Annotated in this window: 19 protein-coding genes and 2 tRNA genes; 19 read left to right on the top strand and 2 right to left on the bottom strand. The window is 51.6% G+C overall.

Going from position 1 to position 17,257, the window contains the following annotated elements:
* The first annotated feature begins 59 nt into the window (after nucleotides 1-59).
* The 11 genes from IB286_RS06980 (at nucleotide 60) to IB286_RS06930 (ending at nucleotide 8,204) form a co-directional block, all read left to right on the top strand.
* Nucleotides 60-1,763 carry a tetratricopeptide repeat protein gene (locus tag IB286_RS06980; protein WP_190763913.1) on the top strand — a complete coding sequence of 568 codons (1,704 nt, stop codon included), beginning with the start codon at nucleotides 60-62 and terminating at the stop codon, nucleotides 1,761-1,763.
* Complete coding sequence (lolB, locus tag IB286_RS06975; RefSeq protein WP_190763911.1) at nucleotides 1,756-2,304, top strand: lipoprotein insertase outer membrane protein LolB; 549 nt, start codon at nucleotides 1,756-1,758, stop codon at nucleotides 2,302-2,304. Before IB286_RS06980 ends, lolB begins: the two co-directional genes overlap by 8 nt.
* A complete protein-coding gene (gene ispE, locus IB286_RS06970) occupies nucleotides 2,301-3,146 on the top strand; it encodes a 4-(cytidine 5'-diphospho)-2-C-methyl-D-erythritol kinase (protein WP_190763909.1) in 846 nt (281 codons plus the stop codon). The genes lolB and ispE overlap by 4 nt, the downstream gene beginning before the upstream one ends.
* A gap of 37 nt (nucleotides 3,147-3,183) precedes the next feature.
* A tRNA-Gln gene (locus tag IB286_RS06965) sits at nucleotides 3,184-3,258 on the top strand.
* 187 nt (nucleotides 3,259-3,445) lie between these two features.
* Nucleotides 3,446-4,378 carry a ribose-phosphate diphosphokinase gene (locus IB286_RS06960; protein WP_450097555.1) on the top strand — a complete coding sequence of 311 codons (933 nt, stop codon included), beginning with the start codon at nucleotides 3,446-3,448 and terminating at the stop codon, nucleotides 4,376-4,378.
* A gap of 91 nt (nucleotides 4,379-4,469) precedes the next feature.
* Complete coding sequence (locus IB286_RS06955; protein WP_190763907.1) at nucleotides 4,470-5,096, top strand: 50S ribosomal protein L25/general stress protein Ctc; 627 nt, start codon at nucleotides 4,470-4,472, stop codon at nucleotides 5,094-5,096.
* Nucleotides 5,097-5,122: 26 nt separating this feature from the next.
* Nucleotides 5,123-5,716: an aminoacyl-tRNA hydrolase gene (gene pth, locus IB286_RS06950; RefSeq protein WP_190763905.1), complete on the top strand. Its 594-nt coding sequence runs from the start codon at nucleotides 5,123-5,125 to the stop codon at nucleotides 5,714-5,716.
* 26 nt (nucleotides 5,717-5,742) lie between these two features.
* Nucleotides 5,743-6,834, top strand: coding sequence for a redox-regulated ATPase YchF (gene ychF / locus IB286_RS06945; protein WP_190763904.1), 1,092 nt, complete (start codon nucleotides 5,743-5,745; stop codon nucleotides 6,832-6,834).
* 81 nt (nucleotides 6,835-6,915) lie between these two features.
* Nucleotides 6,916-6,992, top strand: a tRNA-Met gene (locus tag IB286_RS06940).
* Between the two features lie 346 nt (nucleotides 6,993-7,338).
* Nucleotides 7,339-7,758 carry a hypothetical protein gene (locus IB286_RS06935; RefSeq protein WP_190763902.1) on the top strand — a complete coding sequence of 140 codons (420 nt, stop codon included), beginning with the start codon at nucleotides 7,339-7,341 and terminating at the stop codon, nucleotides 7,756-7,758.
* Nucleotides 7,755-8,204 carry a hypothetical protein gene (locus tag IB286_RS06930; protein WP_190763900.1) on the top strand — a complete coding sequence of 150 codons (450 nt, stop codon included), beginning with the start codon at nucleotides 7,755-7,757 and terminating at the stop codon, nucleotides 8,202-8,204. The genes IB286_RS06935 and IB286_RS06930 overlap by 4 nt, the downstream gene beginning before the upstream one ends.
* A gap of 54 nt (nucleotides 8,205-8,258) precedes the next feature.
* On the opposite strand, the gene IB286_RS06925 is transcribed toward IB286_RS06930, so the two are convergent.
* A complete protein-coding gene (locus tag IB286_RS06925; RefSeq protein ID WP_190763898.1) occupies nucleotides 8,259-8,639 on the bottom strand; it encodes a hypothetical protein in 381 nt (126 codons plus the stop codon).
* 53 nt (nucleotides 8,640-8,692) lie between these two features.
* Here IB286_RS06925 and IB286_RS15860 point away from each other — a divergent pair, with 53 nt between their 5' ends.
* From IB286_RS15860 to IB286_RS06900, 5 genes are all read left to right on the top strand, one after another.
* Nucleotides 8,693-8,899 carry a hypothetical protein gene (locus tag IB286_RS15860; RefSeq protein ID WP_190763896.1) on the top strand — a complete coding sequence of 69 codons (207 nt, stop codon included), beginning with the start codon at nucleotides 8,693-8,695 and terminating at the stop codon, nucleotides 8,897-8,899.
* A 136-nt stretch (nucleotides 8,900-9,035) separates the two neighbouring features.
* Complete coding sequence (gene cmoA, locus IB286_RS06915; protein ID WP_190763894.1) at nucleotides 9,036-9,764, top strand: carboxy-S-adenosyl-L-methionine synthase CmoA; 729 nt, start codon at nucleotides 9,036-9,038, stop codon at nucleotides 9,762-9,764.
* On the top strand, nucleotides 9,764-10,729 hold the full coding sequence (gene cmoB / locus IB286_RS06910) for a tRNA 5-methoxyuridine(34)/uridine 5-oxyacetic acid(34) synthase CmoB (protein WP_190763892.1): 966 nt from the start codon (nucleotides 9,764-9,766) through the stop codon (nucleotides 10,727-10,729). Before cmoA ends, cmoB begins: the two co-directional genes overlap by 1 nt.
* Nucleotides 10,730-10,943: 214 nt before the next feature.
* Complete coding sequence (locus IB286_RS06905) at nucleotides 10,944-12,380, top strand: DUF1631 family protein (protein ID WP_190763890.1); 1,437 nt, start codon at nucleotides 10,944-10,946, stop codon at nucleotides 12,378-12,380.
* 129 nt (nucleotides 12,381-12,509) lie between these two features.
* Nucleotides 12,510-13,790 (top strand): aminotransferase class I/II-fold pyridoxal phosphate-dependent enzyme, encoded by a 1,281-nt coding sequence (locus IB286_RS06900; protein WP_190763888.1) that lies wholly within the window; start codon nucleotides 12,510-12,512, stop codon nucleotides 13,788-13,790.
* A 68-nt stretch (nucleotides 13,791-13,858) separates the two neighbouring features.
* On the opposite strand, the gene IB286_RS06895 is transcribed toward IB286_RS06900, so the two are convergent.
* Entirely contained in the window at nucleotides 13,859-14,212 is a 354-nt protein-coding gene (locus IB286_RS06895) for a DUF1820 family protein (protein WP_190763886.1), read from the bottom strand.
* Nucleotides 14,213-14,422: 210 nt separating this feature from the next.
* Here IB286_RS06895 and miaB point away from each other — a divergent pair, with 210 nt between their 5' ends.
* From miaB to ybeY, 3 genes are read left to right on the top strand one after another with little or no spacing between them, the layout of a single operon-like run.
* Nucleotides 14,423-15,769, top strand: coding sequence for a tRNA (N6-isopentenyl adenosine(37)-C2)-methylthiotransferase MiaB (gene miaB / locus IB286_RS06890; RefSeq protein ID WP_190763884.1), 1,347 nt, complete (start codon nucleotides 14,423-14,425; stop codon nucleotides 15,767-15,769).
* The gene (locus IB286_RS06885) at nucleotides 15,769-16,773 is read left to right on the top strand and encodes a PhoH family protein (protein ID WP_190763882.1); all 1,005 of its coding nucleotides are present in this window, start codon (nucleotides 15,769-15,771) and stop codon (nucleotides 16,771-16,773) included. The genes miaB and IB286_RS06885 overlap by 1 nt, the downstream gene beginning before the upstream one ends.
* A gap of 5 nt (nucleotides 16,774-16,778) precedes the next feature.
* A complete protein-coding gene (ybeY, locus tag IB286_RS06880; RefSeq protein WP_190763880.1) occupies nucleotides 16,779-17,255 on the top strand; it encodes an rRNA maturation RNase YbeY in 477 nt (158 codons plus the stop codon).
* Nucleotides 17,256-17,257 lie beyond the last annotated feature (2 nt).

The following is a 17,257-nucleotide window of genomic DNA, read 5'->3' as shown; positions in this document are numbered from 1 at the left end:
TACTCCCCAGCAAATACCTCGTGCTAAGATGCTTTCACGATAAAAGTCTGGTCCAATCAATGCGTTTTTTCTTCAGCACCACACTGGTTTTCGCCTTGTTAAGCGGCTGCGCCAACACTCCAGCCCCAATATCAACGGCGCCAGTACCCCCCCCAGAACCCGAAATTATCGCCAGCCGTCCTTTTCCCGCCGACAGCATTTTTGATCTACTGGTGGCGGAAATCGCCATGCGCCAGCACGATATGCAAACCGCCTATCAGCATTTTTCTACTCAGGCCCGCAAAACTGGCGACACTGAACTGTTACGCACCTCAGCTAAACTGGCCCGCTATTTAGACCTCGACCAAGAGGCCACGGAACTGGCCAAACAATGGCTAAGCAAAGAACCCGACAACGCCGAAGCCCACTTTATTTTCGCCATGGGACTTTCTCGACAGCAGCGCCCCATAGAAGCCTTACCGCATATGGAGCGTGTTCTTGAGCTGGGCGGGGCCAGTAATTTTGCCGCCCTTGCCGCCACCGCACTCGCCCTCGATGAGGCCGAAAAAACACAGTTTCAAGATGCCCTCAACCGCTTGGCCATCAAATACCCCAGCAATAATAGCCTCAAGATTGCCCGCGCCTTGATCTTGCAATACAGCGACCAAGAAGAAGCCGCACTGCTCGTCGCCAGAGAGGTGTTATTGAGCGAGCCAGAAAATCCTCACGCCCTATTGATAGAAACTCGCACGCTACTGCAACAGGGGCGCAATAGCGAAGCCCTGGAACGCTTGAAATTTGCGGTCGACAGCAATCCCAATAACAAACGCCTGCGCCACGACTTAGCGCGAGCACTGGTCAAACAGGATATCTACCAAGCTAAAGCCCATTACGAAGTGCTCGCCCGCCAGTTCGCCGATGACAATGAAATTCTGTTGGAGCTCTTGCTAGTCAATCATGAATTGGAACAAGACGGCGAAGTCGCAAGACAATTACAGACCCTGAGCCAAGACCCCGAACAAAGCAGCCGCGCCCACTATATTTTGGGGCGACTGGCGGAAGAAAGCCGGGACTGGGAAGGCGCCATGAACCATTACCGGCAAGCCAACGGCGGCGAATTCGATCAAGCTATTCGACGCATGACCGCCATCAGCCTGACCGTAGAGGGCCCCAAAAAAGCGGTGGAGCGCTTGCAAGCACAGCGCTCAGCCTACCCCGAACAAAGCACTATCATTACCTTGCTCGAAGCGGAAATTCTGCGCAAAGACAAACAACATAAAGCCGGCTTTGCACTACTTACAGAGGCACTGCAACAAACTCCGGACAATATTCCACTGCGCTACGCCCGCTCTTTATTTGCCGAACAGCTCGGCGATATCAACTCAGTTGAAAAAGACTTACGCCATATTCTGGAGCTTGAACCGGACAACGCCACAGCCTTAAATGCCCTCGGCTACACCCTTGCCAATCTCACTTCACGACTCGATGAAGCCGAAGTACTGGTACGGCGCGCACTAGAACTTGAACCCGATGAAGCCGCCATTATCGACAGCATGGGTTGGATTTTATTGCTCAAGGGCGATACCGCGGCGGCTAAAATTTTACTGGAACAGGCCTTCAGCAAAACCGAGGATCACGAAATTGCCGCCCATTACGGCGAAGCGCTGTGGCTGCTGAATCAGCACGAAAAAGCACAGGAAGTCTGGCAGAAAGGGCTGCAGCATACGCCCAACAGCCCTATCATTATGGAAACCCTTCAACGCCTGCGAATCACTAATGAGTAAACACCTTCTTTTTATATTCACACTGATATTGTCTGGCTGCGCGATCAACCCACCCATACCAACAGAAAATGAAGGCTGGCATCTGCGCGGGCGGATTGGTTACTGGGACACCAATACCAAAGAAAGTGGCAGCATCGACTGGCAATACTGCGACCCCGAAAATACCGTGTTAAAACTCCAAGGCCCACTGGGCATTGGCGGCCTGAAAATCATTACCCAGCCCGGCTTGGCCACACTTGAATTGGGCGAACAACAATATCGCGCCGAAAGCGCGGAAGAACTCGCTGCTCGCGCCGGCTGGCCACTGCCAGTTGAAGCACTGCAATATTGGGTGCGCGGTCGCGCTGCACCGCACAGCCCACTCAAAGGTCAAATGAATCCCAGCGGGCAACTTATCGAACTGGAACAATACGGCTGGCATATTCAATATTTAAGTTACGATGACAGCAGCTCGCCGCTGCCGCAAAAAATAGAAGCCACCCAAGGTAGCCAAAGGCTAAAACTGATTATTCGGGACTGGCTAACGGCCGACTGCCAATGACAACTACGCTAACCCTGCCCTGCCCGGCAAAAATTAATTTATTCCTACGCATTACCGGACGCCGCGCAGACGGCTACCACAATTTACAAACAGTATTTCAACTACTGGATTACGGCGACACCCTAACGCTGACTCTCCGAGACGACGGCGACATTCGCCTTGAAAACGCGCTTCCCGGTGTCGCTCATGACGATAACCTGATTGTGCGCGCCGCAAAAATGTTGCAAGAAAAATCCGGCAGCACCCTTGGCGCCACACTACAGCTAGAGAAGCGACTGCCCATGGGCGGCGGCATTGGCGGCGGCAGTTCTGACGCCGCGACCACCCTACTCGGCCTGAATCATCTCTGGCAGTGCGAATTGCCGCTTGAGCAACTGGCAGAGCTGGGCGCCACCCTTGGCGCCGATGTTCCAGTATTTGTTCAAGGACACAGCGCCTGGGCAGAAGGGGTAGGCGAGCAACTTCAAGCAATTGAAATTCCCGAACAATATTATGTGGTGCTGCGCCCACCCTGCGAAATCGCCACTCGGGAAATTTTTTTGCATGAACAATTGACACGCAACGACCCACCCATCAAAATAGCGGCCTTTCTTGGGGGGCACCTGGAAAACAGCTGCGAAAAATTGGTTCGCAAACTGTATCCAGAAGTCGATAAGGCCTTGATTTGGCTGAATCAATTTGCTTCCGCAAAGCTGACAGGCACAGGTTCTTGTATCTTTGCTGGCTTTGAAAACAAGCGCCAAGCTGAGCAAGTTTTTGCTCAACGGCCCGAGCAGTACAGCGGCTTTGTCGCCAAGGGAGTTAACCTCTCTCCTCTGCATCGCGCTTTGGCAATTGTGTAAAAATTGCAGCTCTATAAATAGCAGCAATAAGGTTTACTGGGGTGTCGCCAAGCGGCAAGGCACTGGGTTTTGATCCCAGCATTCGTAGGTTCGAATCCTTCCACCCCAGCCATTTTCTGTTTTGTAAGTTAAGCAAAACGCAGAAAACAACGGCTTCAGGCAATTTCAGAGATTCTGAATAAGTGTAAGACCCGGAGCCAATTGCACCAATCAACTGGCACAATCGCAAACGTGTCATTAGCGTGCAGAGAAAATTCCCCATGCAGCCCAACAGCAGGACTACCGCCGTGCACAACATGATGGTCTTTTCCGGCAATGCCAACCGTGAACTTGCCACTAAAGTCGCCCATCAGCTTTGCCTACCACTGGGTGATGCTACCGTTAGTAAATTCAGCGACGGCGAAATCTTCGTAGAAATTAATGAAAACGTCCGCGGTGCGGATGTGTTTCTGCTACAACCGACTTGCGCACCCACCAACGACAATCTGATGGAACTGGTCGTAATGGCCGACGCCATGCGCCGTGCCTCTGCCGGTCGCATCACTGCCGTGGTGCCTTACTTCGGCTATGCCCGTCAGGATCGTCGCGTTCGCTCACAGCGTGTACCGATTTCTGCCAAAGTCGTTGCTGATATGTTAAGTGGCGTAGGCATTAACCGCGTACTGACCGTTGACCTGCACGCCGAGCAGATTCAGGGCTTTTTCGACATGCCGGTAGACAACGTTTACGGCTCGCCGATTCTGCTAGACGACATCAACCGCCAGAGCTACGAAAACCAAATGGTGGTTTCGCCCGATATCGGTGGCGTAGTTCGCGCCCGTGCAGTAGCAAAGCAACTTAACGATGCCGACCTCGCAATTATCGACAAGCGCCGCCCCAAAGCGGGTGTTGCTCAGGTTATGCACATCATCGGTGAAGTCGAAGGCAAGACCTGTATTCTGGTCGACGACATGGTCGATACCGCCGGCACACTCTGCAAAGCGGCCACCGCATTGAAAGAAAACGGTGCCAAGAGAGTTGTCGCTTACTGTACACATCCTGTATTATCCGGGCCCGCCGTTGACAACATCAATGGTTCGGACCTCGACGAGCTGGTCGTCACTGACACTATTCCACTGTCAGATGCCGCCAAACAATGCTCTCGTATTCGCCAACTAACCTTGGCAAACCTGCTGGCCGAGTCGATTCGTCGGGTCAGCAATGAAGAGTCGATCAGCGCCCTGTTTCGCTAAGCACTTACGCTTCGCAACAAATTGCTAACGACATTTTATCCGCCGCACTGGTCGCAAGTTCGGCGGTTTTTCGCTTTTATAGGAGATCACCATGAGCGAATTTACTATTAACGCCCAAGCGCGTACTGATGCAGGGAAAGGTGCGAGCCGCCGCCTGCGCCGTGAAGAAGGTCTGGTTCCAGGCATCATTTACGGTGGCAGCAAAGAGCCGCAAAACATCAGCCTGGCCCACAAAGATCTGGTTTGGTTCTTGGATGACGAGGCGTTTTTCACCTCTGTTCTGACTCTGAACCTAGACGGCAGCAACGAATCTGTTGTTCTTAAAGATCTGCAGCGTCACCCGGCTAAAGCGCAAATCCTGCACGCTGACTTCCTGCGTGTTAGCGCTGACACCAAACTGACCCTGCACGTACCACTGCACTTCATCAACGAAGAAAGCTGTGTTGGCGTTAAAATGCAAGGTGGCAACATCACCCACGCGCTGACCGACCTTGAAATCACCTGTCTGCCTAAAGACCTGCCTGAGTTCATCGAAGTTGACCTGAAAGAAGTTGAAGCGGGTACCACTCTGCACCTGTCTGATCTGGTTCTGCCAGCCGGCGTAGAAATTCCTGCACTGGCACTGGGCGAAGATCACGACACTGGCGTTGTTACTGTTCACAACAAACGTGGCGGCAACGACGACGCAGCAGAAGAAGAAACTGCATCTGAGGAATAATCCTCTCCAAGGAACCAGGTGGCCCATTGGACACGATTAAACTGATTGTCGGACTGGCAAATCCAGGACAGCAATATCAGGAAACGCGCCACAATGCCGGCGCCTGGTTTATCGAGGAGCTCGCCCGCCAACAGGGCGAGCGCCTTAGCACCGAACCCCGTTTTTTTGGCGAAACCAGCCGACTATTTATCAATGGTCGCGATGTTCGCTTGCTCGTTCCCAGCACTTATATGAACCGCAGTGGCCAAGCGATTGCAGCCATGGCGAGCTTCTATAAAATCGCACCCGAAGAAATTCTTGTCGCCCACGACGAACTGGACCTCCCTCCCGGCACCATCCGCTTTAAAAAAGGCGGGGGCCATGGCGGCCACAACGGCCTGCGGGATACCATCTCCAAACTCGGCAATAACAAAGAATTCTATCGTCTGCGTATTGGTATCGGTCATCCCGGCAGCGCCGATCAGGTCACCGGATTTGTGCTCGGCAAACCCACCGCCGACGACCGAACCAGCATTGATTACTGTATAGATGAAGCCATACGCTGCCTGCCCCTCGCCCTCAATGGCGATTGGGACAAGGCCATGCAAAAGCTCCACAGCTACAAACACACACCACTTTAAACAGAATCCAAACAGGTAGAGACAACATGGGTTTTAATTGCGGCATCGTCGGTCTTCCCAATGTGGGCAAATCCACCCTCTTCAACGCCCTGACCAAAGCCGGCATTGATGCAGAAAACTTCCCCTTCTGCACCATCGAACCTAACGCGGGCATTGTGCCAGTTCCCGACCCACGCCTCGAAGCCCTCGCTGAAATCGTAAAACCCGAGCGCGTTCTACCCACTACCATGGAATTTGTGGACATCGCCGGACTGGTTGCCGGCGCCTCAAAAGGCGAAGGCTTAGGCAATAAATTCTTGGCCAATATCCGCGAAACCGATGCCATTGCCCATGTTGTACGCTGCTTTGACAACGACAACGTCATTCACGTAGCCAACAAAGTTGACCCAGCGGCAGACATTGAAGTCATCAACACCGAACTCGCCTTGGCCGACCTCGACAGCGTTGAAAAACAACTGCAAAAAGTCACTCGCACCGCCAAAGGCGGCGACAAAGAAGCCGTGGCCATGAAAGCCCTGCTGGAAAAATTGCAGCCACACCTAGATGAAGGCAAACCCGTTCGCTCACTAAGCCTAGACAGCAACGAACAAGTACTGTGTGACTCGCTGCACCTGCTCACCAGCAAACCCACCATGTATATCGCCAACGTCAACGAAGACGGCTTTGAAAACAACCCGCACCTAGACACCGTGCGCGCCATCGCAGCCGAAGAGAACGCCATTGTTGTGCCCATCTGCAACAAACTGGAATCCGAAATCGCCGAACTTGAAGACGACGAAAAAGACATGTTCCTCGAAGAACTCGGCATGGAAGAGCCCGGCCTAGACCGCGTTATTCGCGCCGGTTACGAACTGCTCGGCCTGCACACCTACTTCACCGCCGGCGTTAAAGAAGTCCGCGCTTGGACCATTCCACTCGGCGCTACCGCCCCACAATCGGCGGGTAAAATTCACACCGACTTCGAAAAAGGCTTTATTCGCGCCGAAGTCATCGCCTACAACGACTTCATCCAATATCGCGGCGAACAAGGCGCAAAAGACGCTGGAAAATGGCGCTTGGAAGGCAAAGACTACATCGTCAAAGACGGTGACGTCGTCCACTTCCGCTTCAACGTCTAAGTCCATAAACCCCCGCGCGTTTTCAACTCAGCAGGCTTGACAATGGCAGCCTAACTAAGGAAAATGCGCGCCTTCTTGAATGGCAAGGTAGCTCAGTTGGTTAGAGCACAACACTCATAATGTTGGGGTCGGCGGTTCGAATCCGCCCCTTGCTACCATTCAAAGATCAGTTCTCCGCACTACCCGCTACCCTCTCAAATTCTTTTGAACTCCAATGCCTATTGGGCGGATGAGAAGCGCCGTGCGGTTCGACAAAATGCGACAGCATTTTAAACGCTTGAGCACCGCGAAAGCGCCCGAAGGGACAAAACAGGCCATAGCCTGTTTTGGTTAATCGCCCCTTGCTACCATTCAAATTAGCACCTGCTCACACATTAAAATCAGTTCACAACTGGTTCACATTCCCACGCATAATTCTCTATATGCTCACAGCATCAAAGTTGCGTAATCCGCTTGTCTAAAGGTAAAGTCATCGCCGTTATTACCCATGCGTAAAGGCCACCAATGAATCAAAGCGTTACCGACAAGGAGCTAAAGGAGCCTATAAACCTCCCCACGCTGCTATCGGGAATAAGTGTAGGTACTTGGCAGGAAGACTTTCCTTTAACAGGCAGAGATTTCGAACATCTCAAGCAAGGCAATCCATTCATAATCACTTGCGGGCATTCCATGTTGCTGACCTCAGCAGGATTGGCCCTAAGCTTGATCGGCAAAAATGCGTCAAAAATCAAACACCCTGACATCATTATTTATGATGGCGAATATGTAGCACTAATCACAGGTCTTGCTCTCTCAGCTCTTTGCTACTTGATCAGCCTCTTCATACCAAGTGACAAAAAGAAGCTAATGAAAAGATTGAAAAAACATTTTGACACATCGCAAAAAAAAAGGGCTTATATGCCTGAGGGAGAGACTGAACAATGATCACTCTTGAAAAGCTTCCCGATGACTATGTGCCATACGAGACTCTAACCATTTGTAGCAACAAAATGATTGGTGGCGGCCATATTGTGTCCGTGGGCGGTAGTCTTCCTGTAGTTATTGGCAAAGGGGGCAAACCCCAAATTTGGCTCCAAGCGCTTGTAAACCCAGAAACAAATGAATTTCTTCCTATCGTCGAGGCCTCCATATCCACACACCCAGCGGTAAAGGTCTTGGAAAAGGACAAATTGATTATTGTCGAAATACAGAAACAAAAAGTATTGTCAGTAAAGACACTTTCAAAGGATAGCGCCGAAGTGACCCAGCTTGATCTTCGCCCTATTGGACTTAATCTAATTGGTGACACATCCAAGCTGACGGCGGGCAGTTCAACTTTTTCAAGAAATACTATGTCTGGTGGCGGGTCAGTGCTTATTGGATTTGGCTGACAAAAACATACATTCAATTCATATAAAAGACGATCAACAACATCACAACCTCCGCTAGGGCGCGAAATTGTTTATCCTAGTCTCGATATCGGCTGCCGCTCTTAATCTACACAAATAGAGCTTGTCGCCATTTTTTTGAGGAAGGATGCGCAGAATCTGAGGGTTCGGAATGCCTCCACTCCGCCCAAAGTCCTGACAAAGCACAGCAAGCGGACTAGGCTCGATCAAAGGGCTTTTTTTGGCAAAGCTTGGCAGTTCAGACGAATACATTCCAAACCAATCACCCTCACGGCAATAAGCGAGGTCGCCGATTGTACAAAATGTCCCATTGCTATCTTGAACATCTGAAGGCACATCATCCATCTTATTTACGACCAAAAAAGGTAGCGCGAATAAAGTACCAAGCACCAATGCGGCCAATCCTTTTTCTTTCACAAATCACCAGTCCGTTTTAATTGCCAAAATCAGGAAAGCCAATACTATCACCAATGGCAATTCATAAAGGCGCTGAATTCCAATGCCGTTTCACCGTGGCCAAGCTGATACCCAAACGCTTAACCGCCGCTGACTGGCTTAAACCATCCAAACGAGCCGCTTGGACAATTTTTGATGTTCCCGTGGCCTTGGGCCTTCCCAGCTTCACACCACTCGCCTTGGCCGAAGGGACAAAACAGGCCATAGCCTGTTTTGGTTAATCGCCCCTTGCTACCATTCAAAGATCACTTCTCCGCACTACCCGTTACCCTCTCAAATTCTTCTGAACTCCAAAGCCAATGCAACCCCAGCCAAGCCCTGTGTTAAAATTCGCGCTTTTGCTAAATGGCTCCAGCCATGACTCAACAACGCGACACGATTTATTCTGCACAGCGCGAACAACTCGGCCGTTTTGCTTTTGACGAGCAAGTGGTGGAAGTATTTCCCGACATGATCCAGCGCTCGGTGCCCGGCTACGCCACCATCATTGCCATGACCGGCGTCATCGCCGGACGCTATGCCCAGCAAGGCAGTAATATCTACGATCTTGGCTGCTCACTCGGCGCCAGCACGCTGGCAATGGCTCGCGAAGTTGGCGATAAAGCCAAGCTCATTGGTGTCGACAATTCGGCGGCGATGATTGCCCGCTGCCAGTCTTATGTTGCCGAGTCAAAAACCACATCTAATATCGAGCTTATCGAACAGTCTATTCAGGAAACTGAGCTGCAAAATGCCTCGGTGGTAGTTCTGAATTTCACCCTGCAATTTATTCCGGAAGCAGACCGCCAGACGCTAATCCAGCGCATTCAGGAAGCCATGTTACCCGGCGGTATTTTGGTGTTGTCGGAAAAAATCTGCTTTGCGGACCCTCACCTGCAAAAGCTAAATGAAGAATTGCACTTGGAGTTCAAACGCGCCAACGGCTATTCCGAAATGGAAATTGCTCAGAAACGCAGCGCACTGGAAAATGTGCTCATTCCTGAAACCCTCCACTCTCACCGCCAGCGCTTATTAGACAGCGGTTTCAGTAGCGCAGATGTCTGGTTTCAGTGTTTTAATTTTGCCTCAATGGTCGCGATCAAATAATGGATTTCAGTCCCTTCCTCGAAAACCTTAAGTTAGCCGGACTTGAAGAATGGGCCGCGCAATTGCCAGAGCAGATCGCCAAAGGCCTTAATGAACAGCGTTACGGCGATATTCCGCGCTGGCGTGAGGCATTGAATGCGCTACCTGACCTGCCCATTACACAGCGTCATTTTGATATATCTCGTGTCGGCGTCAGCGGCCCAGCAAGCGAGGCCGAACAACAACAATTAAAAGACGCACTGATGGGCTTACACCCTTGGCGCAAGGGGCCTTTTGAGCTTTTCGGTGTGCATATTGATACCGAGTGGCGCTCAGATTGGAAATGGGATCGACTTGCCGACGCCATTGCACCACTGGCCGGGCGAAAAGTGCTGGATGTCGGCTGCGGCAGTGGTTATCACTGCTGGCGGATGCGCGGCGCTGGGGCTGATGTAGTGGTGGGCATTGATCCCACACCGCTATTTGTTATTCAGTATTTCGCACTACAGAAATACCTACAGGATTGGCGCGTAGGCGTATTGCCAATGGGCATTGAGCACGTTCCGCCACAGCTACAACAGTTTGATACTGTGTTTTCCATGGGTATTCTTTACCACCGCCGCTCGCCGCTAGATCACCTTTTAGCGCTGAAAGATTGCCTGCGCCCGGGCGGCCAACTGGTACTGGAAACCTTGGTAGTCGATGGCCCCGAGGGCTACAGCCTAGTGCCCGAAGGGCGCTACAGCAAAATGGGCAATGTCTGGTTTATTCCCAGCCCAGCGACCCTTGAGAGCTGGCTACGCAAACTCAACTTTCGCAACATCCAAACCGTGGATGTCAGCCCCACGTCTACGGATGAGCAACGCAGCACGGACTGGATGCAATTTCATTCTCTGGCCGACTTTTTAGACCCGCAAGATCCGTCAAAGACAATTGAGGGCTACCCTGCCCCCAAACGCGCAATTGTTCTTGCCGATGCGCCATAGAATTTTTGCTTAAAAAATGACCAAATCCACAGAAACGACACATTTATTGCAATTTGACTAAGATTATGTGTTATTTTTGGCTCTAACTGGGGTCTGTAATTGATTGAAAACCCCGCCAAACGAGCAAGATCGAACCATCAAGGTGAAACACCTGCCGCTGAATACTGCGACTGATACCAGCGACATAAAGGACGATAAACGCGGGTAATGGATTGTGGAAGATCGCAACGATTATTTAGAGATACGACAACGGCTACAAAGGTCGTGCACGGACTGGCTTGAAAAACAGTCCGCAAGCTATCTCATTCGCCTGCAAGACAACCTCGTTCGGCGTGCCAGTTGCCTTCCAGCCTCTGCAGAACGCAGCGCTTTATTTTCCCAACAACTATTGATTGCCGCCGCCAGTCCGCGCGCAACAGCGACCCTACTCAGCGATCTACACTCTAATTTGCAGGGCAAGCTGCCCTACCAAACAGCGAGTAATTCTGCACTCGATCAGCTTAACCGATTATGGCAAGACATTTTTCCCGAGCAGGCTGAAGCACTATTGACCAGCTTGCGCGCCATTTCGCCGGTTGTAGTATTAGCTCAGTTCCCCAATTACGCCCATCAGCTTGAATTAGAGCCTAACCAGCACAATCAGGCCTTAAATCTATTCAATATATTGGTCGTTAAAGAGCTACCAAAACTGTACCGGGAATTACAGCGCCAACTCCACAGTGTCAAAGACCCACAAGCCGAACTGAGTGGCTGGCTCAGCCATACCAGCACCCAACTTACCCAGTCCCCCCTCAATGGCCAACAACGGGCGCTGGGCCAACTTCGCTTACAACGGCTGCAAAATCGGCTGCAGAACAAATCCCGGCCCAAAATACAGCCCGTTAGCGATGAGACCCTACTGGAAGTGGTCGCCAATATTTTTGCGAATGTGCAAACCTTGTCAAGGCTCCCCAATAATTTGCGCGCCACCCTGAATAATCTTCAAAATCACTGTAGCCGCACAGCCCTAACTGACCAACAGTCATTTATGAATCCGCTACACCCCGCGCGCGTCATCTGCCAGGAAGTCGTTTCAAGCTGCCATCTTTTTGAGCAAGCCACAGCAGAGGCCCAAATCCAATTTGTGGCCGACTTGCGCCACGGGGTCGCCCAGTTAGAGAATTCCAGTCACAACGACAACACCGTACAAGCACTGTTTCACACCAGTTGCAGCCAACTACAAAGCAGCGCTCAACTCAGTAAAAGACGCGAAAGCCAGCGCCAACAAGGCCAAGAAAACATGGCCCGCCTGCGCCTTCAGGTTCACAAACTGATCGACCGCAAAACTGAAAATTGCTCACTATCACCAGAAATATCCGAACTCTTTTACGGGCCATTAACCACCATCGTGATCTATTTCTGGTCGCGCCACGGCAGCAATAGCCAAGCCATACAGGGCTATTTAAAACTGATCGACGATATTATCTGGTACACCCACGCTCACCAGAACTGGAATTCCTTGCGCGAGGCCAAAGACCTCGGCCCCCGCATTGAAAGTCAGCTTGAAGAAGGCCTCAAGCGCATCAACTACGATCAGATCGAAACCCAAAAATTGATCGCCAAGTTACACCAGCTACGTTACCAAGCGCTCGAACGCAGCCACATCAGCTAGCTGACTCCCCTGCCCGATACAGGTATAATTTGCCGCGTCGTTTTGACTTGAATTTCTCTAGGTCCTTGCGACAACAATCATTCACATCGCCAGCGCTTAATTTAGCGCCAACTGTTCAGGGTGATAATTTTGCAAATAGCACACGCCTCTACCGAGAGCCTGCGTGAGTGGGAAGCCCAGCTCACTGCAGAGTTTCAATCTTACAAAAATGCCGGTTTGAATCTGGATTTGACTCGCGGCAAACCCAGCGGCGAACAGCTCAGCCTGTCTGATGCCATTAATGAAATTCTGGCTGGCGATCTGAGCAATGAAACCGACACCGATCTGCGCAATTACGGCGGACTCGACGGCATTCCCGAATGCAAGCGCCTGTTCGCACCGGTTTTGGGTGTGAATCAAGACGAAGTATTAATCGGTGGCAACAGCAGTTTGACGCTGATGTATTTCGCCGTGCTGTTCGCCCTGCACCAAGGATTTGGCGAGCTGGGTGATAGCTGGGCAAGCGAAGGCGGCCCGGTAAAATTCCTGTGCCCCGTTCCAGGTTACGACCGCCACTTCAGCGTTTGCGAACACCTCGGCATTGAAATGATTCCGGTTGGCATGGACGACAATGGCCCATTGATGGATGAAGTGGAAGCCCTGCTAAAAGCCGACGCCAGCATTAAAGGCATTTGGTGTGTACCTCGCTTCAGCAATCCCAGCGGTATTGTTTACAGCGATGAAGTTGTTACTCGCATCGCCAAGCTCGGCCAAATTGCCGGCAAAAATTTCCGTGTATTTTGGGATAACGCCTACGCGGTTCACAATTTAGATGACAATGCCCCCGCACTAGCCTGCTTGATGACAGCTTGCCGCGCAGCGGGCACCGAAAACAGCGTTTACCTGTTTGGCTCCACCTCAAAAATCACCTATGCGGGTGCGGGCGTCGCGTTTGCAGGTATGTCACCTGCCAACTTGAAGGCCTTTAAACACCATTTGGGCATGACCCAAATCGGCCCAGACAAAATCAACCAATTGCGCCACGTGCGCTTGTTGAAAGACAGCAACGGCCTTGCCGCTCATATGCGTCAACACGCCAATGTTCTCAAGCCGCGTTTTGATATTGTGCTGAATAGCCTGCAGGAAAATCTGGCCGATACCGGCATGATGCAATGGACCGTACCACAGGGTGGCTACTTTGTATCCGTTGATACATTGCCCGGTCTGGCCAAAAAAGTGGTTGCCATGGCGGCTGAAGCCGGCGTGAAGCTGACCCCCGCCGGTGCCACCTACCCTTACGGCAAAGACCCACAAGACTGCAATATCCGCATTGCTCCAAGTGTGCCTACGCTGGATGAAATCGCTAAAGCGATGGATGTGTTTGTGTGCTGCGTAAAGTTGGCGTCAGTTCAGCAAAAATTAGCCGCCTAATCACCACATTGGCAGGCACAAAAAACGGGGCTTTTTAGCCCCGTTTTTTTATGGTCAAGAACGAGCGATTATTCGCTATCTGGGCCGCGACTAACAGGGCGACCAGATGACATTGGAAAATGGCGGACATTGCTATTATTGCTGCCAGACTGGCCCTCAATAATTTTCCCGGTGCCCTCTTTTTCCACCTCGTCAATGCGAACAATGGCAAACATGGGAATATAGCTACGCACCACACCGGCAAACTCATTTTTGAGTTTTTCCTCACCGGGATTTACCACTAGCTGGTCGGGGTCGGTAAACACAAACTCTTCGACCTCGATAAAGCCGTACATCTCACTTTGGTAAATCGCACGGGCATACAGCTCGTATACCTGATTGTTATTCTGAAAAATAACTTTATAAATCGGAGACTTAGGCATAATTACAACAACACAGTAAACGGCGGAGAAACCGCGCTGGAACAACAGGGCGGCGGATCATAGCACAAATACCCGAATTTCGCCCGCCATTTAAGCCCTCAGGTCTGTCAACCAAGGCCCCAGAGTTCTATAATAGCGCCCCATTTTTACACGGCTCCCAGCCTAGCTGATGGCAGCCTTTGAGCACGAGCACTATCTCGCAAGAGCATTATGAGCCAGACCACGGAACAACCGAAAAAGCTGTACATCAAAACCCACGGCTGCCAGATGAACGAATACGACTCAGCGCGTATTCAGGATTTGCTGGGGGTCAGTCACGGCTTTATCACCACCGACAATCCCGAAGATGCGGATGTATTGCTGCTCAACACCTGTTCTATTCGTGAAAAAGCGCAGGAAAAAGTCTTTCACCAACTCGGCCGCTGGAAGCACCTCAAAGAGAAGAACCCGAATTTGCTGATCGGGGTTGGTGGCTGTGTAGCCAGCCAGGAAGGTAGCGACATCAGTACCCGCGCGCCCTATGTCGATATGATTTTTGGCCCGCAAACCCTGCACCGGGTGCCCGATATGATCGACACCAAAAAGCTGGATGGCCCAGCGATTGTCGATGTGACCTTCCCAGAAATTGAAAAATTCGATCGCCTGCCAGAACCCAAAGCCGAAGGCCCCAGCGCCTTTGTTTCCATCATGGAAGGCTGCAGCAAATACTGCACATTCTGTGTAGTACCCTACACCCGTGGCGAAGAAGTTAGCCGCCCCTTTGACGATGTGATTGCGGAAATTGCCCAACTCACCAGCCAAGGTGTAAAAGAGGTTAACCTGCTGGGCCAGAACGTAAATGCCTATCGCGGCGAAAACCATCAAGGCGAGATTGTCGACTTTGCCGAGCTGCTCGGCTTTGTTAGCCAGATTCCGGGGATCGAGCGTATTCGCTACACCACCTCGCACCCCATGGAATTCAGCGATGCGCTGATCGAAGCCTACCGGGATATTCCGCAATTGGTCGATCACCTGCATCTACCCGTACAGAGCGGCAGCGACCGCATTTTGGCCGCCATGAAACGCGGCCATATCGCCGATGACTACCGCGCCAAAATAGCCAAGTTGCGCGCTATTCGGCCCAATATCAGTCTGTCTTCAGACTTTATTGTCGGCTTCCCCGGTGAAACCGAAGAAGACTTCAACGACACTATGGCTTTAATCGCCGATATTGGTTTCGATCACTCTTTCAGCTTTGTTTACAGCGCGCGCCCCGGCACCCCGGCAGCGCAACTGGATGACGACACCTCGGAAGACGTGAAAAAAGAACGCCTGCAGCGTCTACAACACCGCATTCTGCAACACGCCAACCAGATCAGCCGACAAATGGTCGGGACTGAACAACGCATTCTGGTTACTGGCGTCTCCAAAAAAGATCCCGGCCAACTGCAGGGGCGCACCGAAAATAATCGGGTGGTGAACTTCGCCTGTGACGATCACAGTCTGATTGGCGAATTTACCAATGTGCTCATTCACGAAGCTCTACCCAACTCCCTGCGCGGAGAGCGGCTCGCCTAATGCCTGGTCAAAAGCCTCTATCAAAACCGAAAGCCAAAACCGCTCTACAGCAGCGGGTGTTAAGTCTAGAGACCAGTAATAGCCAACAACTGGCAGCACTAGCGGGCAACCTCGACAGCCACCTCAAACTCATTGAAGAACGGCTTGGGGTGCATATTGCCAATCGCGGCAACAATTTTCAGATCAGCGGGCAGGAAGCGCCGGTAGAAGAAGCGGTCAGCCTGCTCAAGCACCTCTACAACGAGAGCAATAACGGCACCTCGATTACCCCGGAATTAATTCACCTGTTTTTGCAGCGCTCCGGACTCGCCCAAATCGCCGAAGGCGGTGATCCTACTCCCGTGGTTATTCGCACCAAAAAGGGCAGTATTAAACCTCGCGGCGGTAATCAGCAAAACTATGTTCGTGCGGTGCGCGACTGCGATGTAAATTTCGGTATTGGCCCTGCTGGTACCGGCAAAACCTATCTCGCAGTGGCCTGTGCGGTAGAGGCGCTACTGAATCACGATGTACAGCGGATTCTGCTCGTTCGCCCAGCAGTAGAAGCTGGCGAAAAGCTCGGCTTTCTGCCCGGCGATTTAGCTCAGAAAATTGATCCCTATTTACGCCCTCTATATGACGCGCTCTACGAAATGCTGGGCAATGAGACCGTCAACAAGCTGATTGAACGCAACGTCATTGAAATTGCGCCGCTGGCCTATATGCGCGGTCGCACCCTGAACGACTCATTTATTATTCTGGATGAAGCGCAAAACACCACCCGGGAACAAATGAAAATGTTTCTAACCCGGATTGGTTTTGGCTCCACCGCCGTGATTACCGGCGATGCCACCCAGATCGACTTGCCGCGCGGCACGCCTTCCGGCCTGACTCACGTTATGCAGGTACTCAACGACGTTGAAGGTATCAGCATTACCTATTTCCAATCGCGGGATGTGGTACGTCACCCGCTGGTTCAGAAAATTGTGGAAGCCTACGAGGCCTTCGACAATAAGAACAACTGATCTCGATGCCAAACTCTACACTCCCCAAGCTTGAGCTCGATTTACAAGTCGCCTGCGAAGCGGGCGCGCTGCCCTCAGAAGCCGATTTTGCAAATTGGGTAACGGTCGCCCTGAGCGGTTTGCGGGAGCAGGCTGAGCTGACTATTCGCTTGGTCGATGAAGCGGAAAGCCAAGCGCTGAATCACCAATACCGAGGCAAGGACAAGCCCACCAATGTGCTGTCCTTTCCCGCTGATTTACCCCCAGAGCTGGAATTACCACTGCTGGGCGATCTGGTGATCTGCAAGCAAGTGGTTGAGCGCGAAGCCGTGGAACAACACAAGCCCCTGCAACACCACTGGGCGCACATGGTCATTCACGGTATTTTGCACTTGCTGGGCTTTGACCATATTGAAGATGATGAAGCCGAATTCATGGAAGCACGGGAAATTGCCCTGCTTGCACAATTAGATATCGACAACCCCTACCACTTTGTGGACTAATA

Source organism: Spongiibacter pelagi, assembly GCF_014705705.1.
GTDB classification, from domain to species: domain Bacteria; phylum Pseudomonadota; class Gammaproteobacteria; order Pseudomonadales; family Spongiibacteraceae; genus Spongiibacter; species Spongiibacter pelagi.
The sequence above is the reverse complement of the archived record's forward strand: the minus strand, read 5'-3'. Positions and strand labels throughout refer to the sequence as shown.